This window comes from Bacillus sp. TE8-1, from assembly GCF_008368855.1.
GTDB classification, from domain to species: domain Bacteria; phylum Bacillota; class Bacilli; order Bacillales; family Bacillaceae_G; genus Bacillus_A; species Bacillus_A cereus.
The window spans coordinates 211094-233389 of the sequence record NZ_QPET01000012.1 but is presented as its reverse complement, the minus strand read 5'-3'; the positions used below and the strand labels follow the sequence as shown (position 1 = coordinate 233389).

The window sequence follows — 22296 nt, the reverse complement described above, 5'->3', positions numbered from 1 at the left end:
GTACAGCAATATACACTGTACCTTTTTCAAGTGCCTATTCTCTTGATTTGATTAGTTCAATATTATAAGTTTCAATATCTGTTAACGTTCCTTTAAAATAAGGATTTTCTCTATACCAAGACTGTTTTGCAAAATACGCTTGCATATCTTTCGTTTGAAAAATATGTCCATGCCTTGCATATATTTCATTTCTAGCAATTTTCAACTGCTCTTTCGATAAATATGTTAAATCTGCGCTCGTTAATTTTCGAATATCACTATCAGGAAAGATGAAACCATTATATACATACCCAGTCGCGGGCGTTGGAGTAACATTATAAACAACTGTTTTTTCTGTACTTTTCTTTTGGAATGGAAGATTATAAGACGAAAGTGTCGTTATCGTCTCTACTTGTGTCGTTTCTCGTCCGCTTTCTCCATTTCGTTCTAAATAAATCGTCGCACTTCCATCAGTCGCTACAGGCCCCCATGTAATTTCTTCTCCTGCTAGCGCTGTAACCGGTTTTTGATTTACGTACAATGTTGCACCAGGCGCGTTCGTTTGAACTGTAATATATTGACCTTGCAACGTTAAATCTATCGTTACGTTATTTTGGCTTTGTTTCATAAGTACAACCTTTTCCTCACGAGATAATTTTACATAGTCATTTTTATAATCTGATTGAAACACTTGATTTCCCGGAAGAAATGGCCCATATTGCTTCTCAAACTTTTTGTCATCTGTCTTATCAATTTCTTTTCCGTTCATTTTTAACGATACGCCTTTTTCATTTGTAAGCAAAGTTGTATAGTACGTCTTCGCTTTCAATTTATATCGATCAAATATAAAGAAATACTTTCCGTCTTTCGTTAATGAAAAATCAACTCTTTCTATTCCATCCCGTTGTTTTTCACCTTGTCTCAAATATCCTTTTAATTCATTTACGTAAGATGGATTTTCTTTTATATATGAAAATAGAGGCGTTAAACTCTCTCTCGTTATCATAACCGATGGATCATCTGCCGTAACGATCTCAGCTAATTTCTCTCCGTCCCTCTCTTGTAAAATCGTAATCATCCGGTCTACTTGTGCCACCTGCGTATAATACGATGCTCCGTACAAATACAATCCAATAATCGCTATAACAAATAGTGCTAACAGTGTAATGCCAACTTTTGTACCACCGCTCATGTTCTTCTTTACTACAGGACGTCCCCTCTTCGACCCGCAGTTTTGACAAAATTGCACACCATCTTCAAACTGAGATCCGCACTTTGTACATACATTCATTCAGTCAACCACCTTTTCATTAGAAGCCAGTTATTCCCTTTGTTAAGGCTTGAATTATCGTACTAATGTAAGACCAAAGTACAATGAACGTTGCAATTCCAATTAAAACATTTGCAATAATAAGTGTGTAAACGAGATCTAATCCGCCATTGTCTAGCTTTAATACGGCTACAGTTATACTAATCCCTATATAAGTTGCAGCTACGGATAATAATATAGGTAAGAAAAAGATTAATAAGAAACTAAAAAGAAAAGAAAGGACTAATATGACAATAGTCGGCGTCGCTATCGTTCCCCATATACCAAATACTTCAAGAAACGAAAAAGACGATTTCATCATCTTACCACTTACAAAAATAATAAATCCAACAAATAAAGTTAAAATTAATAAAAAGAAAAAGACCGTTATAGATTCTCCAAAAAACGTGGGAGTAGATATATCTGGTGCAAATGTTCTCGTAACTGCTGATGCTGCACTCATCATTCTATAAAAAATACATGCTCCTAAAAAACAAATAAGAACAAGACTTACAATTCCATTTCGCACTTCAATAGCGCCGCTTTTCATAATCGCTGTGGGTGCTTGTAATGCATGTTTAAAAAATTGAAAATAGCCGCTCGCGAACCGCTTCGCTTGCTCTACCGTTTCATTTGGCCGAGCTTCCTTTGCTTGTGCCGCACGTACTTGTTCCGGCCCTTCTTCTTGGCCACTACTTGCCACTACTTCTTCCGTTAACGAATGTCCACAATTCCCGCAAAACTTTGCCTCCGCTGCATTTTCTGTATGACATGACGGACATTTCATTCTCTTATCCCTCCTTAAGCATATACCTTATAGGGTGTTACAAGTTCAATATATGACTTTGGACATAAAACATGACTACAAGAAAAAGATTCTGAAATCCTTCTTCCGAAAGAAAATATATGTGCTAGTAATCTTGAAAAAAAATGCTATTATGAAACAGAATAAATAATATTTTTAACAGATTGGATGACTGGCAATGGAATTGGTAAACTCAATTTTTCAAATACTCCTTACAAGCGTAATCCAATTATTATCTTTAATTGGCGTTATCATTGTAATTGGATTTCTATTAGGCTATTTAGAATCTCTCACACGGATGTATTGGTCGAGAGCTTTCGGAAGAAAAGGATTCCTATTAACGGCTTGGATCGGTGTTCCGATTCACGAACTTGGACATGCCATTATGTGCGTACTGTTCCGTCATAAAATTGTGGCGACTCAGTTCTTCCCGACAGATACAAGCCAAGGCGCTTTAGGCTACGTACAACATCAATACAATCAAAAAAGTGTGTATCAACGGATTGGGAATTTCTTCATCGGCATTGGGCCTATTATTTCTGGTATTACTGCACTAATCCTTTTAATGCGCTATTTCGTACCAGAATCATATTTTTTATTTAATACAACTCTCGAAAAAACGATTGCTTCTACTTCTATTAATATAGAAATGATCCAAAACATGCTCTTGTCGACGTTTGTATTATTGAAAAACTTATTTACAATCGGCAATTTATTGAATCCTTCCTTTTGGTTATTTTTATTTATCGCCATTTGCATTTCCGCACATATCGCTTTAAGTAAACCAGACATTAAAGGATCAATAGACGGAGTTATCGTCATGTTTATCGTTTTATTTTTATTCAACATCATAGCGGGACTGTTTCAATACGACAGTAACCAGCTAATTGGACAGGTTATGAAATATAATATGTATCTCATTGCGTTTTCTAGTGTAGCACTGCTTTTCTCTTGTATTTCTACACTTGTTAGTTTTTCGTTTTATAAAATAAGAAGAGGACGTTCTTTTTGAACGCCCTCTTCTTATTAATTATTCCTCTTATAATCACAATGTTCAACCGGAACACGAGCATGCCCTTCTTCATCGGTACACCATGACTGTGATTGGAATGCAAGAAAGATACCAATCCATTCTTCTTCCTTTTCAAAGTGAATGAGTATCCCTCCATCTTGCCATATTCCATCATCACCTTGCCATTTTTCTACATTCCCTTGATTCATATGAATATCATGTATACCGTTTCCTGGTTTGAAATGAAAATAGGAATCTGGTGTATTTTCTTCTGGTCCCCATCTTTCGCCAAACGCGTAAATAATTGCTTTTTCTTCTATCGCTCGTTTTATATAACGTTCTATTTTTTCATTTAAATCATTATCTGCTCCTGCTTTTTCGGGAGGTAAAGGAATCATTTGATTTGAGTCAAATAGATTTCCTCTTACATAATCTAAAGCTACTTTCGGTTCATTGTTTTTTATTTCTGTAAAACCGAATGGTAATGTCGGTAAAATATGAATCGCCTCTGACCGAATATTGTCGCTCGCAAAATATAAAACTTCTGATGGATAACTTTGCGACTTTACGTTAATTGCAATGCGATAATCTACTTCTGCTTCATCTTGTAAATGAACTTGATAATGAGGAGTTTTCCCTTTTCCCATCTTTGATTGTATAACTGTACCTTTTAATACACCGTAGTTTTTTAGGGGCATACATTTCATCTCCTATTCATTGAGTAGAAGCTTTTCATATTTAAAACATTATCCATTCATAAAAAAAATCCTCCTATGTTAGGAGGATTTTTAATTTCTCAACATATACCAAACAATAACCTCTACCACTACAAGCAAAACCGCACCAAAGATCATTAACGTCGTCTTCTTTAATAGTTCATTTTCACGGTAAGGGATATTACATAAGTAAGCACCTAGTGTAATCCGTGATGGACAAGCGATTGTCGCTACTGATGATGCGGTGTTTTGAAGTGTTGTGACATATTGCCACGGGAGTGCTACGTTTTGTGCGGTTTGCATTTGTAGTTTTATAAACATTGCATTTGATCCTGCGTTACTACCTGTTAAAAATCCACCAATAGCGCCAATAAACGGCGCAACGAAAACGAAAAATGTTCCAAATGTATCACCAGCTGTCTTTGCGAGTAATGAATGCATGCCTGATGCACCCATTAGTTCTGAAATGGCGATAAACATTGTCGTCGTAATCGCAAAAGGAATCCATTGTTTGATCGTTTGTGAGAGTGATTGTTTAATAATATTAGACGGGATGCGGAAGAAAATAATAGTAAATAAGCAAGTCATACCGAGCCAAAATCCTGGTGAATATAGTAACTCTAGTTTGTAAGAGTATGATTTCAAATCAAGAACCGCATATGATCTGAACAAATCATGTAATGCTGGAACAAGGCGAGAAAGTAAAATACAAACTGTTAGAAATATATAAGGGCTAATAATTTTTATAATGGATACTTCTCTCTCCGTTGCAGCCGCATGCTCTGTTATAAGATTTTGCCCACTTTTTCCTTTTAATTTAATGATAAGAAAGCCAAATGTAATCGTAACGATAGAACTTAATATCCCGGCTAGTTCAACACTTACGTATGCATTAGAAAGATAGATTCCGAGAGAAAATAATAGAAAGAATCCTACTCCTTCTTTCCACTTTTCTATAACCGCTTGCCAGCCGCCAACAACGTGTAAAGAAAGAATAACGAAGTAAGCAAACATCGGAATACTTAGTAGCGCTGTATTTGTGCCAAGTGTTGTAAGAGGCATATTTATTAGCTGCGAACCGATAATCGTACCAGTTGCCATTGCGCCCCATGAACTAGCTAGTAAGCCGATGAATGAGAGTAGTACAGCTTGAAATGGTTTATATCCTAGTGAAAGAAAAATAGGTGCTGCAACCATGAAGCCGATACCGAATCCACTTACTGATTCAATAAGCGGGCAAATGCCAAAACACATAAGCAGCATTTGTAATAAGCGATCTTGCGTCACTGCTTCTAGAAAACGTGCCACTTGATCGATGTACCCCATTTTGTTCATGAGGTGAAATAAAAAAATACCGAAAAATAAAACATACCCGACAATAAAACAAATTAACCATCCTTTAATCGTTGCGTGTACAGTTTCACTTATCCCTAATTGAAACGTTGGCGAGAGTAAAACGATTCCAACACATACAGCATAAGAAATTAACGAAGACCTTAATGACGTTTGTTTAAATAAAAATAAACAAATGAAAATCATCATAATTGGGATAAGTGCCAACAATATGGCCATGTTATCATCTCATTTCGTTTAAAATACAATTTTTAACTATTATATAACAGATGCTATAATTTTCAATTGTTTTTAAAACAGATTCAAAAAAGGAACCAAACGGCTCCTTTTCATTCACTCCCATTTTCTATTATCCTGAAAAACTGTCTGCTTTCCGACTATTTCTTTCAACACAACAAACACAATGTAAGTACATATTGCTTGCAATATAATATTCCAAAATTTCATTAATGTAAATGAATGAATCCGTAGAAATAGTTCGTTTAATAATACAATCGAAACGATACTAAATAATTCTATACTAATCGAAAATAGACATATTTCTAAAATAGACTGTTCTTGAATGCGATTTAAGTTGGAAAAGATGAATACATACCCTAAAAATAGAGCCATTAACTCTATTTTCGTCATGCTAATGAGCCAAGCGTATAACGGTACAGTTAAAAATAGATATAGTAATTTACGTCTTAGCATGCCTTCTCCCCCTCTGAATTATATGTATTTTCTGTATATTTTAACATTTATTACGCAAAACAAAAAGAAGAGACTACGCCTCTTCTTTTTGTTTTGTTGCATATATTAATTCACATATTTCTTCTCGCTTTTCATTTTCTAAAAGCTCAATGACCTTACTTCCAACGACAACTCCGTCGCATATTGTAACCATTTCTTCTACATGTTCTTTTGTTGAGATGCCGAATCCAGCGACTACTGGTAAGTTGACGTGTGATTTTACTTTTTCTAAGTAACTATGAATCTCCTCTTTAAAGTTTTGACGTACTCCCGTTACGCCCGCTACTGTAACAGCATAAACGAACCCTTCTGATTCACTCGTAATTTTTTCAATTCTTTCAATAGGACTCGTTACGGTAACGAGTGGAATAAGCGCAATGTTTACCTCTCGAAGTAACGGCGCAATAATATTTTGTTCTTCATACGGTAAGTCTGGAACGATGATGCCGTCTACACCTGCTTCTATACAGTTCTCAATGAATCTCTCTTTTCCGAATGCAAGTACCGGATTTAAATATGTCATAAGAACAAAAGGTATTTGTACTTCTTTCCTTACCTCTGCTAACGCTTGAAAAATGCCTTTTAATGTTACGCCGCTATCTAGCGCTCGTTTCCCTGCTCTTTGAATCGTTGGGCCATCTGCGACTGGATCCGAAAAAGGAATGCCGATTTCAACGATGCTCGCTCCTGCTTCATCAAGAAAACGAATTCTTTCTTTTAATTTTTCAAAGCCGCCATCTCCGCCCATTACGTACGGAATAAATGCTTTCTTTCCATTTTCAAACGCTGCTTTAATTTTTTCTACTCCCATTTTTTACACCTCTTCCATATAACGTTTTATACTCTCTACATCTTTATCACCGCGGCCAGATAAACAAATGACAAGCCCTTCATCTTTCTTCATTTGCGGCGCTAATTTTAATGCGTATGCGACAGCATGCGAGCTTTCTAACGCCGGGATAATGCCTTCTTTTTTCGTTAATAATTGAAATGCTTCTAATGCTTCTTCGTCTGTTATCGAATGATAAGAAACGCGGCCAATATCTTTTAGCAAGCTATGTTCTGGACCAACACCTGGATAATCAAGTCCTGCTGAAATAGAGTGTGCTTCTTGAATTTGTCCTTCTTCGTTTTGCAGAAGATACATCATTGATCCGTGGAGAACACCAACGCTTCCTTTCGTTAAAGTTGCTGCATGCTTTTCTGTATGAACGCCTTTTCCAGCTGCTTCTACGCCGTAAAGAGCAACTTCTCCATCGTGTACGAACGGATAAAACATCCCCATCGCATTACTGCCACCGCCAATACAAGCAACGACTGCTTCTGGTAACTTTCCTTCTAACGTCTCATATTGTTTTTTCGTTTCATTTCCAATTACACTTTGGAAATCACGGACAATTTGCGGGAATGGATGTGGTCCGAGAACAGATCCCATAATGTAGTGCGTATCATGCACATGTGAAACCCAGTAACGAAGCGCCTCGTTTACCGCATCTTTTAATGTACCGCTACCTGCCGCTACACTTTCTACTTTCGCTCCGAGTAATTCCATTCGGAACACATTTAATTTTTGACGTCTTACATCTTCTTCTCCCATAAAAATGACGCATTCTAATCCGAGAAGAGCACATACAGTAGCTGTTGCAACTCCGTGTTGTCCAGCTCCTGTTTCAGCGACAACTTTTTTCTTGCCCATTCGCACTGCAAGTAGTGCCTGACCGATTGTATTGTTAATTTTATGAGCTCCTGTATGGTTCAAATCTTCACGTTTTAAATAAATTTTTGCCCCACCGCAATACTTCGTCATATTTTCAGCATAATATAGCGGTGTTTCTCTTCCGACGTACGTTTTTAAATAATGATTTAATTCCTTTTGAAATGCTTCATCTTGCATCGCTTCTTTATATGCTTCTTCTAGTTCTAGTACAGATTGCATTAACGTTTCTGGAACGTATCGTCCTCCGTATATACCGTAATGTCCTTTTTCATCTGGATATGCGTAGTTCATTTGGAACACTCCTTTGCTTTTATAATAAATTGTTTTATTTTCTCTACATCTTTCTTTCCTTCTGTCTCTACTCCGCTGCTCACATCGACCATATAAGGCCGAACAGTTCGAATTGCTTCTTCTATATTAAGAGCGTTTAATCCACCAGCTAATATCGTTTTCTTTCGCAATTCTTTTGGCATATGCCCAAGTAGTTCCCATGAAAATGTCTTTCCATTTCCTCCATGAAACTTTTCTTTCGGGCTATCAAATAATATATAATCCGTTTCATACCTTTGAGCGTTTTTCATATCACTCTCTGAAGTTACTCCTAGTGACTTTATAGACGGAATATTCAATCTTCTAATTTGATGATTGTCTTCATCCCCATGTAGTTGTACATGTGTTAACCCACACTCATCTGCAATTTTCCGGATCACTTCTACTGATTCATTTACGAAAACACCAATTTTTAACACGTTGGCTGGAAGCTCCTGAATGATTTCTTTCGCTCTCTTTGGAGTGATTTTCCGTTTACTTTCTGCAAAAACAAATCCGAGTGCATCTGCGCCGTATTCGCACGCACTTTTCGCTGTTTCCACATCAGTGATGCCGCAAATTTTCACTTTCATATATTCACCTTACAATCTTCAAAAAAACTACTAATAGAAGATGATGTCATAAGCGCCTCTCCAACTAATACACCTTTGGCCCCAGCTCTTTTAACACGAATAATATCTTCTTTTGAATGAATGCCACTTTCACTAATCCAAAGTAGTTTCTCCTCATTCAATCTTTTTCCAAGCTTTTCAGTTTGGCTTAAATCTACTTCGAACGTTTTTAAATTACGATTATTAATGCCAATAACGTGCGGATTTAATACAATCGCAGTTTCTAATTCCTGTTCATCATGAACTTCAACAATCGCTTCCAATCCTTTTTCTAACACGTAGCTATACAACTCTTTTAACTTCTCTTTCGTTAACGCTGCTACAATTAGTAAAATAATATCTGCTCCCGCTTCATATGCTCTATCAATTTGAATCTTATCGATTATGAAATCTTTACATAAAAGCGGAATGTTACTTTCTTCTCTTGCTGTTTGTAAATCGTGAAACGACCCTTTAAAAAATTGACCATCTGTTAAAACAGATACTGTTCCTGCACCACATTTCTCATATGTTCCCACTTGTTTTCGTACGTCAACGTGTAAATTGATATCTCCTTTTGATGGTGATGCTCGCTTTACTTCTGCAATGACAGTAAACTGCTGTAACGCTTCTACAAGTGAATGTGTCTTTCTTTTTGTTTTTACTGGTGTATATATTTCATACAACTCCGCAACTTCCTTTTTCTTCTGTTCTACAATTTCATCTAAAATCGTCCCCACTTTAGTTCACCCTTTCTAATTTTTCATTGCTTGCTGCAATTAATAAGTTTAATTTGGTTAATGCTTTTCCAGAGTCAATGCTATGTGCCGCGAGTTTAATTCCTTCTTCAATCGTTTCCGTTTTTCCATTTGCGAAAAGAGCTAGACCTGCATTTAATAAAACTGTATCACGATAAACACTCTTTTCTCCGCTCAATACTTCAAGCGTAATCTTTGCATTTTCTTTTGAATTCCCCCCTCTAATTTCTTCATTTTTCACTCTTGAAAAACCATACTTTTCTGGATCAATACTCATTTCTACTATTTCATTATCTTTTAAAAGGACTACGTGATTTTCCCCTTGTAATGACGCTTCATCTAAAAAACCACTTCCATTTACGACAAGCGCTTGTTTCCGGCCTAACTTTTGTAATACTTCTGCAACTGGTAATAACATATCTCGTTTATAAATACCGACAAATTGTGTTTCTAAATTCACTGGATTTGTTAAAGGACCAATTAAATTAAAGATCGTCGGCACGTTTAACTCTTTTCTTATTTTCATAATGCGCCTTAGTGCTGGATGCATCACTGGTGCAAATAAAAATGCAATGCCCACATGCTCTAGTAAATAATCAATTTCGTTTGGCGTACTACTAATATTTACACCTAGTTCTTCTAATAAGTCTGCACTTCCTGTTTTACTAGAAACAGCACGATTACCATGTTTTGCAACCTTTACACCTGCTCCTGCCAGTACGAATGCTGATGTTGTGCTAATATTAAACGTTTGAGCACCGTCACCACCCGTCCCGCAATTGTCCATTGCTCCTTGTATATGGTTCGAAAACGGCAATGCCTTTTCGCGAAGAGCTCGAACGAGACCGTATATTTCTTCTGCAGTTTCACCTTTCGCTTTCAGTAAGACTAAGAAAGCTGCAATTTCACTTTCTAATATGTTTTCACTTAATAAAAGTAGTCCTGCTTTATACATTTCCTCTTCTGTTAAATGTTGACCCTCCACTAATTTACGAAGATAGTTATTCATACTCTTTCCTCCTCTTTTATTTCTGTTAAAAAGGCACGTATTAACTTTCCGCCTTCTTCTGTTGCGATTGATTCCGGATGAAACTGTAATCCGAAGAGCGGATAATAATTGTGACGGACTGCCATTATCTCTCCGTCGTCCATCGCTGTCGCTAATATGTCAAAACACTCTGGCAAGCTCGTTTGCTCTGCAACAAGGGAATGATAGCGCATTGCCGTTAGCGGCTGTGTAGCGTATGAAAAGATTGACGTTCCGTTATGTTTCACACGCGATGTTTTTCCATGTTTAATACATTCTGCTCTAACAATGTCTCCTCCAAATGCAGCTATGATCGCTTGGTGGCCAAGACAAATCCCTAATATGGGAACGTTCTTATAAAAATGACGGATGACGTCGATACAAATGCCAGCATCCTCTGGTTTTCCTGGTCCTGGTGAAAGTACAATTCCTCTTGGATTCACCTCTTCTAACTGTTCTATCGTTATTTCATCATTTCTTACAACTACAATTTCTTCTTCATGTTCGCCTAACAGTTGATACAAGTTATATGTGAACGAATCGTAATTATCGATAAGTACAATCATTTCATTACCTCCAAAAGCGCTCTCGCTTTATTTAATGTTTCTTCATATTCAGCTACTGGATCTGAATCGTAAACGACTCCTGCTCCTGCCTGAACATATGCTTTTTCATCCTTTACGACCATCGTTCGAATGGCGAGCGCCATATCAAGATTTCCTGAAAAACTAACGTATCCAACTGCACCAGCGTATACATTTCTTTTTTCATTCTCTAGTTCATTTATAATTTCCATCGCTCTAATTTTCGGAGCTCCAGAAACCGTCCCTGCTGGTAAGCAATACGCTAACGCATCAAATCCGCCCATTTGTTTTTGCAATGTTCCGTAAACTTCGGATACAATGTGCATAACGTGAGAATATTTTTCTACTTTCATATATTTATCTATCGTAACCGAGCCGATTTCACTCACTCTACCAATATCGTTTCGCCCAAGATCTACAAGCATCATATGCTCTGCTCGCTCTTTCTCATTGCCTAACAGTTCTTTTGCGATTTCCTCATCTTCCCTCTTCGTTTTCCCCCTCGGCCTTGTACCAGCAATTGGATTCGTCATCACTTTATCCTCCCTTACTGATAGTAAACTTTCCGGCGAGGAACCGAGTACAACATAATCTTGAAAATCGATATAGAACATATATGGTGATGGATTTGCAATTCGAAGTTTTCGATATAACGCGAATGGATCACCAATACATTCACTTTGTAAACGCTGTGACAGTACAACTTGGAATATGTCTCCCGCTCTTATATATTCTTTCGCCATTTCTACCATCTCATAAAACTCTTTTTCCGTTATAGAAGAAGTGAATGATAATGGGGATTGTATTGCATTTACTTCAGCTTCTTCTCCTTGTAGCACTTCCTCTTTGTATACTCGTAGCCTTTCGTATACTTCTTCATAATCTGCTGAATCATCTTGCCTGCATACATATACAAACGACAACTTTTGGCGTAAATGATCGTAAACGATAAACTCACGATATAGTAAAAGGTGTACTTCCGGAATATTTAATGGGTCGTGTAAATCCGCTCCAATGTTTTCATACTGCCGAATGACGTCATATCCAATATAACCAACTGCTCCCCCGCAAAATGGAAATGGACTCTCTACTTGAGCTGACCCGATCACTTCTTCTAATACTTGAAGTACGTTACTTTGCAACTTTTCTGACCGGCCGTAAATCGTTCGTTCCACTTCCGTACCAACGCTTTTCACTTCTCCATAAGGATTACATCCTAAGTAAGAATAACGCCCTTTATCTTGATGAAGCTGTGAACTTTCTAATAAGAATTTCTTCTTCCCTTTCATACGTCTATATAAAGAAATTGGCGTAATGCTATCTCCTTCTTCTTCAGTGATTACTAAAAATGTCTTTCTCTCTCTTTTTTGTTTTATAAATTCTTCTTTCGTCATCATGTCCTTCACCTCGCCCTGAAAAATAAAAAAGTCCTCTACATATCGAAAATATGTAGAGGACGATAAATATACCGCGGTACCACCTCGTGTTGGATGCAAAAGCATCCCGCTTTGTTCAGGTACAAAATTTATACCTTATCCTTGTAACGGCGGAACCCGGGTTGCCTACTGAAAATAATTGTTCAGCATACCTCTCGTAAGCCCATTCCGTATATGGCACCGTACCGGGCTCCCACCTATTCCCGGCTCTCTGTAACGTCTCCAATATACGTACTCTTCTTACTTAAACGATTTCACTTATTTAATTTTTTATACACAAAAAGGGAGTACTCATCCTATAGAAAGGACGGGTACTCCCGTGGTGCCACCTTAATTCGTTACAAATGTAACGCACTTTACCGTATCAAAAACAATACGTGTCTCTTGTATCGATGAGATCATGTCGCCAAAGCCTACTTCTTTCGTTTCGGTTTGGAAGCTCCGAAGCCCATTCCACATCAATTCCATACTGATTCGCACCAACCATCAGCTCTCTGACATGTTCATCATGTGTACTCTTCTTCATCAACGCTTGCATTTTTTTAAGTTGCACTCATTATAGACCTAACTTTTTTCACAAGTCAATACTTTTCCAAAAATTTTATTTTTCTTTCCTTTCAATATTATATTGACAAAACAACCTCTTTTTATGTAAATATAATAAATACTCTATTAAAAATAAGGTTTTTTGTATGAATATTATATATTAAAAAAGTAAAATAACATCAAAAAACGCTTACATTTCTGAAAATTCATATTTCTGTATGGATTTTTCAGAATAATCATGATAGATTATAAATATGCATAACGCATCAAAAGACATGACAAAAGGAAGGGGAACTACATGAGTACGCAGATGTTAACTTTAACTTCTATCTCAATTTACATGCTCGGGATGTTAGTAATTGGCTATTTCGCTTATAAACGAACGTCCAACTTAACAGATTATATGCTTGGCGGGCGTACACTAGGCCCCGCAGTAACAGCATTAAGCGCTGGAGCATCCGATATGAGTGGTTGGCTTTTAATGGGATTACCCGGTGCAATGTTTAGCGTTGGATTAAGTAGTAGTTGGATTGCGATCGGCCTGACACTAGGCGCATACGCAAACTGGCTATATGTCGCTCCTCGCTTACGTACCTACTCAGAAATTGCAAATAACTCTATTACTATCCCAGAATTTTTGGAACACCGTTTCCACGACAAATCTCATATGCTACGTTTAGTATCTGGACTTGTTATTATGATTTTCTTTACTTTCTATGTAGCTTCAGGATTAGTTTCAGGCGCTGTATTATTTGAAAATTCATTTGGCATGAACTATCATGTTGGATTATTCATTGTAGCTGGCGTTGTTGTCGCTTACACATTATTTGGTGGTTTCTTAGCAGTAAGTTGGACAGACTTCGTGCAAGGAATCATTATGGTAGTTGCTCTTATTCTTGTTCCTATCGTAACAATTATGAATTCGAACGGACTTGGACCTGCATTTGATACAATTCGATCTGTAGATCCAACACGTCTAGATATTTTTAAAGGTGCCTCTACTTTAGGAATGATTTCTCTATTCGCATGGGGCCTTGGTTATGTCGGACAACCTCATATTATCGTACGCTTTATGGCAATTTCTTCTGTAAAAGAACTTAAAAGCGCACGAAGAATTGGTATGAGCTGGATGATTTTCTCTGTTGTTGGAGCTATGTTTACTGGTCTTATTGGTATTGCTTACTATTCACAACAAGAGTTAACATTATCTAACCCAGAAACAATTTTCCTTGAACTTGGGAAAATTTTATTCCACCCACTTATTACTGGATTTTTATTAGCCGCAATTTTAGCAGCGATTATGAGTACAATCTCATCTCAGTTACTCGTTACTTCTAGTGCCGTAACGGAAGACTTATATCGTACATTCTTCAAACGTTCTGCATCTGATAAAGAACTTGTATTTGTCGGTCGTATGGCTGTACTTGTTATTGCATTAGTTGGGTGCGCTTTAGCGTTTAAACAAAATGATACGATTTTAGCTCTTGTTGGATACGCTTGGGCTGGTTTTGGTTCTTCATTCGGACCTGCTATTTTATTAAGCTTATATTGGAAACGTATGACGAAATGGGGCGCGCTTGCTGGTATGATTTCTGGTGCCGCTACTGTTATTATCTGGACTCAATTCAAATTCTTAAAAGATTTCTTATATGAAATGATTCCAGGTTTCGCTATTAGTTTACTAGCCATCGTAATTGTTAGTTTACTAACACAACCTTCAAAAGAAGTTGAAGAGCAATTTGAGGATTTCGAAAAACAACATCGTCATAATTTATAAAAAAATCTCTGCTGTTATCGTAACAGCAGAGATTTTTTTACAGTTCGACAATCTTCTTATCAAATTTAACAAATTCTTTATGTTTCGTTAAATTTAACATAACACTACTCCTTTATAGTATGAATATCAGCACTTATACAGAAAGGGGACTCCAACATGTTAGCAGCTTTCCAGCAACAACAAACACGAAAATTTTCACCTATCACAAATACTTCTGCATCTTGTTTAAACATGCAACCTAACCCGCCTAAAATTTCAATTGCTCCTTCTGTTATTTCAGTCATCGGTGTTCATATGGAAAAACATAAATTAAAAATAAAAACGGGACAAAACATTGTGTTAGCAGCTTCCATTTTGCCAATACAAGCAACGAATAAAGAGCTTATTTGGTCAAATATGAATTCTGATATCATCACCATATATCCAAAAGGTGACACCGTGACGATTACTGGAAAAAGTGCAGGTAAAGCAGTCGTAATTGTCACAACTGCTGAAGGCAAATTCCGTGACCTATGTGTCATTCACGTACAACCTTATATGACAAACCCAAAGTAAAAGAGTGGCTTCGTAGCCACTCTTTTACTTTGTTTCAATATTTGAGTTTTTACTTTTTACAAAGTTAATAAATTGTTCTTTATTTCTTGGAGAAATAATTTCTGTTTTTATGTGTATCGTAAACAATTTCAAGTCAGTCAAATGATAATGCATGAGTTGCTATTGGATTTTTCGTATTTGAAATTTGTTTTATATCTCGTATAAATATACGTTTTGTAATGAGACCCGATCTAATCGTAATTGTTTCTTTCCCGGCAATATATTTTGCCAAAAATCAACTCCAACTAAACAACATTGCTAATGGAATTGTAAAAAGCAAAAGAAAATATTCTCTCCCTACAAAAATTGGATATAACCATGTATCTTTTTTTGATGGAAATTCGATTTCCATCCCCCTTCTATGCCCATATTCCTATAAAACAAAAAGAGAAGTATCACAACTTCTCTTTGCTCCCCTAACATTATAATTCCTGTGTATACACCGGCTCGTTTACGACGTTTTTTGCTGTACGTTTTTGTTGCTGCAGTAAGAATACAGATACACCAAACAATACGAGCATGCTACCGATAATTTGCATTGCATTTAATTTTTCTCCAAGTAAGAAGAACGCAAGTATAGATGCTCCAACAGGTTCTCCTAAAATACTCATTGAAATTGTCGTTGCATTTACATAATTTAATAGCCAGTTATTAATTACATGTGACACTGTCGGCACAACCGCAAGTAAAAGAAAAACAGTCCAATCCCACTTCGTATAACCTGTAAAGGGTACTTGTAATATGACATTATAAATCCCCATAAAAAGACCTGCGAACGCAAAGACTGTAAAGCTATAAATCCAGTGCGATACTTTCTTCACTGTCGTTTGCCCGATAAATAAATAACCGACAACCGCTATTACACTTAGAAAGGATAATATGTCACCATAAATTGCTTGCTTACTTAAACCTAAATCTCCCCAACCAATGCACATTACTCCTAAAATAGCGATTCCCATCGTTGCAATGGCTGAATATGTTGTTCTTTCTTTAAATAGAAAAAAACCTCCAACTAAAGATACGATTGGTTGAAGCGCCAAAATAATTGTTGAACTAGCAACTGTTGTATGCTTTAAAGATTCAAACCATAAAAGAAAATGAAGTGCTAAAAAGAAACCAGATCCAATTAAAAAGCCCCAATCTTTCATTTGAATCCTATTAAATTCCTCTCTTTTTTTCCATACGATAGGCAGCATAATAAGTACGATAATCCATAAGCGGTACATACTTAATATTGAAGATGGTGCTGAGGACATCTTTACAAAAACTGCTGCAAAGGAAATGGCAATTATAGAAATAGCCAATGGTAGTGCGATTGATTTTTCTTGTTTCAAATCCTGTCTCCCCTCTCACCTGTCAAAAATCCCACTTCATTATATCCGTTTTCTTTCGTAACTTAAATACTAATTTTTTAGATTCTTCGTACCATTATGGTAAAATAGAAATTAAGGCACCAATTAGTGAATATTTCTTTCCTTTTCACTACAAGCGTCGCTCTTACAATCGTTACAGTAAATTTTTATTTAGGGGGATCTACATGAGTCAAACAATAGGGAGAATTGAAGAAATTTCATTTTATAGCGCATCACTTCAAGAAGATGTTACACTTCTCGTTTATTTACCAGTAAATTACACACCACTGCACAAACATACAGTTGTAATTGCACAAGATGGTAGAGATTATTTTCAGCTCGGTAAAGCGCACCGTGTAATTGAGCGCCTTCGTGAAACCGAAGAAATTGACCGTACAATTATTGTCGGTATTCCATATAAAAATGTACATGATCGTAAAGAAAAATATTTCCCAAATGAAGTGAAAAATGCTGCATATATTCGTTTCCTTGCTCATGAACTTGCACCATATATTGATGAAAATTATCCAACGTATCAAATGGGAAAAGGTCGTGTTTTAATTGGTGATTCTCTTGGCGGAACAGTTTCCTTTATGACTGCAATTATGTATCCGCATACATTCGGTAAAGTCGTTATGCAATCACCATTTGTGGATGAGACAGTGATGAACTTAGCAAAAGAATTCAAAGATCCACAGGCGTTAGAACTGTATCACGTCATCGGTACAGAAGAAACGGCTGTAAAGCGTACTGATGGACAAGTATCTGATTTCGTAGGGCCGAACCGTGAGTTAAATACGCTTCTTACAGATAGAAACTTCATCACGCATTACGAGGAATTTGAAGGCAATCATACTTGGAAATATTGGCAGACTGATTTACCGAAAGCCTTCTCTCATATTCTATCAATGAAATAATAGAGAGCAGTATTCAGAATAATTTGATATAATAGATAAAGAGATTTATTTATCTCAAAATCTAACTAGACTTACAAAGGGAGGAATTGGAACATGAAATTAGGCATTGTAATTTTTCCATCTAAAATGATTCAAGATAAAGCGAACGGATTGCGTAAACGTTATGACCCGCACTACGCATTAGTTCCGCCACATATTACATTGAAAACACCCTTTGAGGCGCAAGATGAACAATTAGAGTCGATTGTAAACGAGTTACATACAATCGCAAGTAAAACGAACCCTTTCACCCTTCATGTTGGGAAAGTTGGTTCTTTCGCACCTGTTAATAACGTCCTTTACTTTAAAGTAGAAAAAACACCTGAACTTACTTTCTTAAATGAAGAAATGCATAGCGGGTTATTCACGCAAGAACGCGAATATGCTTTCGTACCTCATTTAACAATCGGACAAGGCTTATCAGATGCAGAGCATGCTGATGTGTTGGGCCGATTACGTATGAAAGATTTCTATTACGAACAACCAATTGATCGTTTCCATCTTCTATATCAATTAGAAAATGGAACATGGACTGTACACGAAACATTCCGTCTTGGAAAGGGGAACAACTAATTTGCACGCACAGATTGTACAAACGGACGAACAACTAAGAGATGCATTCTCTGTACGTAAACAAGTGTTTGTAAATGAACAACGTGTCTCTGCTGAAGAAGAGTACGATGAGTTTGAAGAAACTTCAACACACGTTGTTATATATGACAATGATGTTCCAGTTGGTGCTGGACGTTTTCGCATCCTTGATGGTATAGGAAAAATGGAACGCATTTGCGTGCTAAATTCCCATCGCAAAAAAGGGATTGGAAAAATTGTTATGGATTCTCTTGAAGCGTATGCAAAAGAAAATTCGCTACCAAAATTGAAACTTCACGCTCAAACACATGCTGAAGATTTCTATAAAAAACTTGGATATGTAACAAGTTCTGATGTATTTATGGAAGCAAATATCCCGCACGTCGTAATGATAAAAAAATTGTAATTTGAAAGCAGGAGGTAACCCCTCCTGTTTTTTTACATTGCTATTTTCTTTTTCTTCCGCTAAAGTTAAATGTTGATGCTATAGTTTTGAAGGTGAACATATGACACAAGAAAAATTTTCACAAAAATCGTTAACACACGCTGATATTCCACGTGCGACATATCATATTCCGAAAACATCTACCCATTTAATTATGGAAGAAGATGTAGATGCGGCTTATTTCCGCGCTCTTGAACAACAAAATGTTTTTTTAAACGAAAAACAATTAGAAGCCGTGCGCACAACAGAAGGTCCTGTTCTTACACTAGCTGGTGCTGGAAGCGGGAAAACATCTGTTTTAACAACTCGCGTTGGTTATTTAGTAAATGTAAAACAAGTTCATCCACGAAATATTTTATTACTTACATTTACACAAAAAGCAGCTGAAGAAATCCGAAGTCGTGTTGCGAAGTTACCAGGTATGAATCATGCAGCAAGTAGCTACGTTGTTGCTGGTACATTCCACTCTGTTTTCTTAAAATTGCTTCGTAGTCAAGGGTATAATCAGCAAATTTTAGCAAATGAAAAACATAAACAAATTATGATAAAGAAAATCTTAAAAGAATTGCGTTTAAAAGACGATTACGATGCTGAAACGATGCTCGCGATGATTTCACTTGAAAAAAACAAATTAAATCGTCCGAAAGATGTAAAAGCGAAAACACCAGTGGAACAAGAATTTAAAGAAGTATATGAACGTTTTGAAGAGGTAAAACAACGCTACAATTATATTGATTTCGATGACATCTTATTGGAAACATATTATATGTTAGAAAATAATGCTCCTTTACTAACTCAATTACAACAACGTTTTCACTACATTGAAGTAGATGAGTTTCAAGATACATCCTATGCACAATATGAAATTGTAAAATTGTTAGCCACGCCAAGAAATAATTTGTTCATCGCAGGTGATGATGATCAAGCAATTTATGGCTGGCGAGGGGCAAGTCACCAAATTATTTTATCTTTTCCAAAAGAATTTGATAACACAACAATCATTGCACTAAATACGAATTATCGATCCAATCCCTTTATCGTCGGGCTTGGAAATGAAGTTATAAAATTAAATCAAGAACGTTTTGATAAAGAGCTATACTCCGTTCGTGAAGAAGGTGTACAACCTTTTTATGCAAGACCTGCTACGACTCTTGACGAAGCAAATCAAATTTTGCAGCTTATTCAAGAAAAAGTAGAGAGTGGTGAACGTAACTTTAAAGATTTTTGTTTACTGTATCGCACACATTCTGTAAGTCGTTCGTTACTTGATCAGCTTACCATTCATAAAGTCCCGTTTATTAAACACGGGGCGAGCCAATCATTTTATGAACATTCTTTAATCAAGCCTGTATTAGATCATTTAAGACTCGTGATTGAGCCGTTTCGACTAGAATCACTTTCAAACATATTGCCGACGATGTATATCGGACGTGATGATTGTATTTCATTTATTGAACGTGAACAATGGAAATATGGTGAGGGGCGCTTCCCTTCTCTTCTTCATTTCTTACTATTAAATCCAAGCTTAAAACCTTTTCAAGTGAAAAAGGTAAATGAGCGCATCGATTTTATTAAATTTATTAAAGAATTAGAACCGAAAAAAGCATTAAAAGAAATCATTCATGGTAAAGGAAAATATTTAGAATACTTACAAAGTAACGATCGTTCTTCCTTTACGATGCATAAAGACATACAAGAAGAAATGTTGGAAGAATTAATGGAGTCTGCAACTCGTTTCACCGATATTCCAGCTTATTTACAATTTATCGACGAGGCGATTCAAGGTCAAAAAGAAATGGAAGCATTAAAAACAATGCCGCAAAAAGATGCCGTTTCACTTATGTCAATTCATAACGCAAAAGGCCTTGAATTTCCATGTGTCTTTTTACTTGGAGCAAGTGATGGAATCCTGCCTCATACTTCTTCTTTAAAAGATGCAAATGATCGTGTTACGGAAACTTCTGAAGCGTTAGAAGAAGAACGCCGATTACTGTATGTCGCCATTACACGTGCGAAAGAAGAACTTTATATTTCTTCTCCGCAATTTTTCAGAGGAAAGAAATTAGATATATCTCGTTTTTTATATACTGTGCGAAAAGATTTACCTGAAAAGACATCCACTAAATAAGGATGTCTTTTTTTATATCACGTTATGTACATCCCTCCTATATAAATTCCTTGTTTTTATCGTGAGAATTAACGTAATATCAGCCATATTCCACTCATATTGTAATAGTGTATGTCAGAACTCACGAGAAGGAGTGAACATAATGAGCTGCAATTGTAATGAAGATCATCAACATGAGTGTGATTTCAACTGTGTATCGAATGTTGTTCGTTTTATACATGAACTACAAGAATGTGCAACGACAACATGTGGATCTGGTTGCGAAGTTCCATTTTTAGGTGCACATAACAATGCATCAGTAGCGAATACACGTCCTTTTATTTTATACACAAAAACTGGAGAACCTTTTGAAGCATTTGCACCATCTTCAAGCCTTACTAGCTGCAGATCTCCCATTTTCCGCGTAGAAAGTATAGATGATGATGACTGTGCTGTATTGCGTGTATTAACTGTAGTTTTAGGTGATGGTACCGCTGTACCACCTGGTGACGACCCAATCTGTACGTTTTTAGCTGTACCAAATGCAAGACTAATATCAACCTCCACTTGCATTACTGTTGATTTAAGTTGCTTCTGCGCTATTCAATGCTTACGCGATGTTTCTATTTAAAACTAAATAATGAGTTAAGCATGGATTGGGTGGCAGATAATTCTGCCACCCAATCCATGCTTAACGAGTATTCTTATGTAAATTTCTTAAAATTGGGAACTTGTCTAGAACATAGAACCTGTCCTTTTCATTAACTGAAAGTAGAAACAGATAAAGGAGTGAAAAACATGTTCTCTTCTGATTGCGAATTTACTAAAATCGATTGCGAGGCGAAGCCAGCTAGTACACTACCTGCCTTTGGTTTTGCTTTCAACGCGTCTGCACCTCAGTTTGCTTCACTATTTACACCACTATTATTACCTAGCGTAAGTCCAAACCCAAATATTACTGTTCCTGTAATAAATGATACAGTAAGTGTCGGAGATGGCATTCGAATTCTACGAGCTGGTATTTATCAAATCAGTTATACATTAACAATTAGTCTTGATAACTCACCTGTTGCACCAGAAGCTGGTCGTTTCTTCTTATCATTAAATACACCAGCTAATATTATTCCTGGATCAGGTACAGCAGTTCGTTCTAACGTTATTGGTACTGGTGAAGTAGACGTATCCAGCGGTGTTATTCTTATTAACTTAAATCCTGGTGACTTAATTCAAATTGTGCCAGTTCAGTTAATTGGAACTGTAGACATTCGTGCTGCAGCATTAACAGTTGCACAAATTAGCTAGTAAAAAGCGGTATTTCTAATACAGAAATACCGCTTTTTATATATAATAAAAAACACTCACAGTAGCATGAGTGTTTCATTCTTCATATTGTTTTATTGTGTTCTTCTTTTTCCCACAATTGCATCCCTTTTTCTTCACAAATCCTTGTTGTTGTAATTGTTCTTGATATGCCTGTTGTTGTGCTTGGTGTTGTTGCTGTATATGATACCACTGCTGCAGGTCATATGAATTTTGCCTTGGATTATTGCTCACAGCAAACATCTCCTCTACTGTCAATT

At 36.5% G+C, this 22296-nt stretch carries 23 protein-coding genes, 1 pseudogene and 2 other annotated features; of the genes and pseudogenes, 9 read left to right on the top strand and 15 right to left on the bottom strand.

Annotated elements, in window-relative coordinates:
• Positions 1-34 precede the first annotated feature (34 nt).
• Positions 35-1270 (bottom strand): TcaA 3rd/4th domain-containing protein, encoded by a 1236-nt coding sequence (locus DN404_RS10625; protein ID WP_149215049.1) that lies wholly within the window; start codon positions 1268-1270, stop codon positions 35-37.
• Positions 1271-1289: 19 nt separating this feature from the next.
• Positions 1290-2075 carry a zinc ribbon domain-containing protein gene (locus DN404_RS10620; protein WP_000650098.1) on the bottom strand — a complete coding sequence of 262 codons (786 nt, stop codon included), beginning with the start codon at positions 2073-2075 and terminating at the stop codon, positions 1290-1292.
• A gap of 196 nt (positions 2076-2271) precedes the next feature.
• Here DN404_RS10620 and DN404_RS10615 point away from each other — a divergent pair, with 196 nt between their 5' ends.
• On the top strand, positions 2272-3105 hold the full coding sequence (locus DN404_RS10615; RefSeq protein ID WP_000424524.1) for a hypothetical protein: 834 nt from the start codon (positions 2272-2274) through the stop codon (positions 3103-3105).
• Between the two features lie 14 nt (positions 3106-3119).
• Here DN404_RS10615 and DN404_RS10610 read toward each other — a convergent pair whose 3' ends face one another.
• From DN404_RS10610 to trpE, 10 genes are all read right to left on the bottom strand, one after another.
• Positions 3120-3803 carry a DUF2278 family protein gene (locus DN404_RS10610; protein ID WP_149215048.1) on the bottom strand — a complete coding sequence of 228 codons (684 nt, stop codon included), beginning with the start codon at positions 3801-3803 and terminating at the stop codon, positions 3120-3122.
• Between the two features lie 90 nt (positions 3804-3893).
• On the bottom strand, positions 3894-5393 hold the full coding sequence (locus DN404_RS10605) for an L-lactate permease (RefSeq protein WP_078186217.1): 1500 nt from the start codon (positions 5391-5393) through the stop codon (positions 3894-3896).
• A 114-nt stretch (positions 5394-5507) separates the two neighbouring features.
• A complete protein-coding gene (locus tag DN404_RS10600) occupies positions 5508-5867 on the bottom strand; it encodes a DUF4029 domain-containing protein (RefSeq protein ID WP_000946131.1) in 360 nt (119 codons plus the stop codon).
• Between the two features lie 73 nt (positions 5868-5940).
• Positions 5941-6717, bottom strand: coding sequence for a tryptophan synthase subunit alpha (gene trpA, locus DN404_RS10595; RefSeq protein ID WP_149215047.1), 777 nt, complete (start codon positions 6715-6717; stop codon positions 5941-5943).
• Between the two features lie 3 nt (positions 6718-6720).
• Positions 6721-7914, bottom strand: a complete 1194-nt coding sequence (gene trpB / locus DN404_RS10590; protein WP_001105040.1) for a tryptophan synthase subunit beta — start codon at positions 7912-7914, stop codon at positions 6721-6723.
• Positions 7911-8525, bottom strand: a complete 615-nt coding sequence (locus tag DN404_RS10585) for a phosphoribosylanthranilate isomerase (RefSeq protein ID WP_000865147.1) — start codon at positions 8523-8525, stop codon at positions 7911-7913. Before DN404_RS10585 ends, trpB begins: the two co-directional genes overlap by 4 nt.
• Positions 8522-9283 carry an indole-3-glycerol phosphate synthase TrpC gene (trpC, locus tag DN404_RS10580; protein WP_000536676.1) on the bottom strand — a complete coding sequence of 254 codons (762 nt, stop codon included), beginning with the start codon at positions 9281-9283 and terminating at the stop codon, positions 8522-8524. The genes DN404_RS10585 and trpC overlap by 4 nt, the downstream gene beginning before the upstream one ends.
• Before the next feature lies 1 nt (position 9284).
• Positions 9285-10310 (bottom strand): anthranilate phosphoribosyltransferase, encoded by a 1026-nt coding sequence (trpD, locus tag DN404_RS10575; protein WP_001067365.1) that lies wholly within the window; start codon positions 10308-10310, stop codon positions 9285-9287.
• Positions 10307-10894: an aminodeoxychorismate/anthranilate synthase component II gene (locus DN404_RS10570; protein WP_000636322.1), complete on the bottom strand. Its 588-nt coding sequence runs from the start codon at positions 10892-10894 to the stop codon at positions 10307-10309. Before DN404_RS10570 ends, trpD begins: the two co-directional genes overlap by 4 nt.
• Entirely contained in the window at positions 10891-12309 is a 1419-nt protein-coding gene (gene trpE, locus DN404_RS10565) for an anthranilate synthase component I (protein ID WP_016122110.1), read from the bottom strand. The genes DN404_RS10570 and trpE overlap by 4 nt, the downstream gene beginning before the upstream one ends.
• 52 nt (positions 12310-12361) lie before the next feature.
• Positions 12362-12606 (bottom strand) — a binding site (T-box leader).
• A gap of 42 nt (positions 12607-12648) precedes the next feature.
• Positions 12649-12886: a binding site (T-box leader), on the bottom strand.
• Between the two features lie 306 nt (positions 12887-13192).
• Between trpE and putP the strand changes: the two genes are divergently transcribed.
• Positions 13193-14671: a sodium/proline symporter PutP gene (putP, locus tag DN404_RS10560; RefSeq protein WP_000107210.1), complete on the top strand. Its 1479-nt coding sequence runs from the start codon at positions 13193-13195 to the stop codon at positions 14669-14671.
• 156 nt (positions 14672-14827) lie between these two features.
• Positions 14828-15226: an Ig-like domain-containing protein gene (locus tag DN404_RS10555; protein WP_000878730.1), complete on the top strand. Its 399-nt coding sequence runs from the start codon at positions 14828-14830 to the stop codon at positions 15224-15226.
• Between the two features lie 24 nt (positions 15227-15250).
• Here the strand turns inward: DN404_RS10555 and DN404_RS30940 are convergent.
• A pseudogene (locus DN404_RS30940) lies at positions 15251-15611 on the bottom strand (PH domain-containing protein).
• A gap of 76 nt (positions 15612-15687) precedes the next feature.
• Positions 15688-16599 carry a DMT family transporter gene (locus DN404_RS10545; RefSeq protein WP_000806939.1) on the bottom strand — a complete coding sequence of 304 codons (912 nt, stop codon included), beginning with the start codon at positions 16597-16599 and terminating at the stop codon, positions 15688-15690.
• A 203-nt stretch (positions 16600-16802) separates the two neighbouring features.
• Here DN404_RS10545 and DN404_RS10540 point away from each other — a divergent pair, with 203 nt between their 5' ends.
• The 6 genes from DN404_RS10540 to exsF all read left to right on the top strand — a co-directional run bounded on the left by DN404_RS10540 (position 16803) and on the right by exsF (position 22018).
• Positions 16803-17534, top strand: coding sequence for an alpha/beta hydrolase (locus DN404_RS10540; RefSeq protein ID WP_149215046.1), 732 nt, complete (start codon positions 16803-16805; stop codon positions 17532-17534).
• Positions 17535-17627: 93 nt separating this feature from the next.
• Positions 17628-18146, top strand: coding sequence for a YjcG family protein (locus DN404_RS10535; RefSeq protein ID WP_000765863.1), 519 nt, complete (start codon positions 17628-17630; stop codon positions 18144-18146).
• A gap of 1 nt (position 18147) precedes the next feature.
• The gene (locus DN404_RS10530) at positions 18148-18570 is read left to right on the top strand and encodes a GNAT family N-acetyltransferase (RefSeq protein ID WP_000543296.1); all 423 of its coding nucleotides are present in this window, start codon (positions 18148-18150) and stop codon (positions 18568-18570) included.
• A 100-nt stretch (positions 18571-18670) separates the two neighbouring features.
• Positions 18671-20737: an ATP-dependent helicase gene (locus DN404_RS10525; protein ID WP_149215045.1), complete on the top strand. Its 2067-nt coding sequence runs from the start codon at positions 18671-18673 to the stop codon at positions 20735-20737.
• 142 nt (positions 20738-20879) lie between these two features.
• Positions 20880-21347: a spore coat protein CotY gene (gene cotY / locus DN404_RS10520; protein ID WP_001277719.1), complete on the top strand. Its 468-nt coding sequence runs from the start codon at positions 20880-20882 to the stop codon at positions 21345-21347.
• A gap of 167 nt (positions 21348-21514) precedes the next feature.
• Entirely contained in the window at positions 21515-22018 is a 504-nt protein-coding gene (exsF, locus tag DN404_RS10515) for an exosporium protein ExsF (RefSeq protein ID WP_000492939.1), read from the top strand.
• A gap of 75 nt (positions 22019-22093) precedes the next feature.
• On the opposite strand, the gene DN404_RS10510 is transcribed toward exsF, so the two are convergent.
• Entirely contained in the window at positions 22094-22279 is a 186-nt protein-coding gene (locus tag DN404_RS10510; protein ID WP_029948404.1) for a hypothetical protein, read from the bottom strand.
• Positions 22280-22296: the final 17 nt, after the last annotated feature.

Coding starts and splice junctions, on each gene's coding strand:
- DN404_RS10625 (WP_149215049.1), bottom strand. CDS start 1,270: ATGAATGTATGTACAAAGTGCGGATCTCAGTTTGAAGATGGTGTGCAA.
- DN404_RS10620 (WP_000650098.1), bottom strand. CDS start 2,075: ATGAAATGTCCGTCATGTCATACAGAAAATGCAGCGGAGGCAAAGTTT.
- DN404_RS10615 (WP_000424524.1), top strand. CDS start 2,272: ATGGAATTGGTAAACTCAATTTTTCAAATACTCCTTACAAGCGTAATC.
- DN404_RS10610 (WP_149215048.1), bottom strand. CDS start 3,803: ATGCCCCTAAAAAACTACGGTGTATTAAAAGGTACAGTTATACAATCA.
- DN404_RS10605 (WP_078186217.1), bottom strand. CDS start 5,393: ATGGCCATATTGTTGGCACTTATCCCAATTATGATGATTTTCATTTGT.
- DN404_RS10600 (WP_000946131.1), bottom strand. CDS start 5,867: ATGCTAAGACGTAAATTACTATATCTATTTTTAACTGTACCGTTATAC.
- trpA (WP_149215047.1), bottom strand. CDS start 6,717: ATGGGAGTAGAAAAAATTAAAGCAGCGTTTGAAAATGGAAAGAAAGCA.
- trpB (WP_001105040.1), bottom strand. CDS start 7,914: ATGAACTACGCATATCCAGATGAAAAAGGACATTACGGTATATACGGA.
- DN404_RS10585 (WP_000865147.1), bottom strand. CDS start 8,525: ATGAAAGTGAAAATTTGCGGCATCACTGATGTGGAAACAGCGAAAAGT.
- trpD (WP_001067365.1), bottom strand. CDS start 10,310: ATGAATAACTATCTTCGTAAATTAGTGGAGGGTCAACATTTAACAGAA.
- DN404_RS10570 (WP_000636322.1), bottom strand. CDS start 10,894: ATGATTGTACTTATCGATAATTACGATTCGTTCACATATAACTTGTAT.
- trpE (WP_016122110.1), bottom strand. CDS start 12,309: ATGATGACGAAAGAAGAATTTATAAAACAAAAAAGAGAGAGAAAGACA.
- putP (WP_000107210.1), top strand. CDS start 13,193: ATGAGTACGCAGATGTTAACTTTAACTTCTATCTCAATTTACATGCTC.
- DN404_RS10555 (WP_000878730.1), top strand. CDS start 14,828: ATGTTAGCAGCTTTCCAGCAACAACAAACACGAAAATTTTCACCTATC.
- DN404_RS10540 (WP_149215046.1), top strand. CDS start 16,803: ATGAGTCAAACAATAGGGAGAATTGAAGAAATTTCATTTTATAGCGCA.
- DN404_RS10535 (WP_000765863.1), top strand. CDS start 17,628: ATGAAATTAGGCATTGTAATTTTTCCATCTAAAATGATTCAAGATAAA.
- DN404_RS10525 (WP_149215045.1), top strand. CDS start 18,671: ATGACACAAGAAAAATTTTCACAAAAATCGTTAACACACGCTGATATT.
- cotY (WP_001277719.1), top strand. CDS start 20,880: ATGAGCTGCAATTGTAATGAAGATCATCAACATGAGTGTGATTTCAAC.
- exsF (WP_000492939.1), top strand. CDS start 21,515: ATGTTCTCTTCTGATTGCGAATTTACTAAAATCGATTGCGAGGCGAAG.
- DN404_RS10510 (WP_029948404.1), bottom strand. CDS start 22,279: ATGTTTGCTGTGAGCAATAATCCAAGGCAAAATTCATATGACCTGCAG.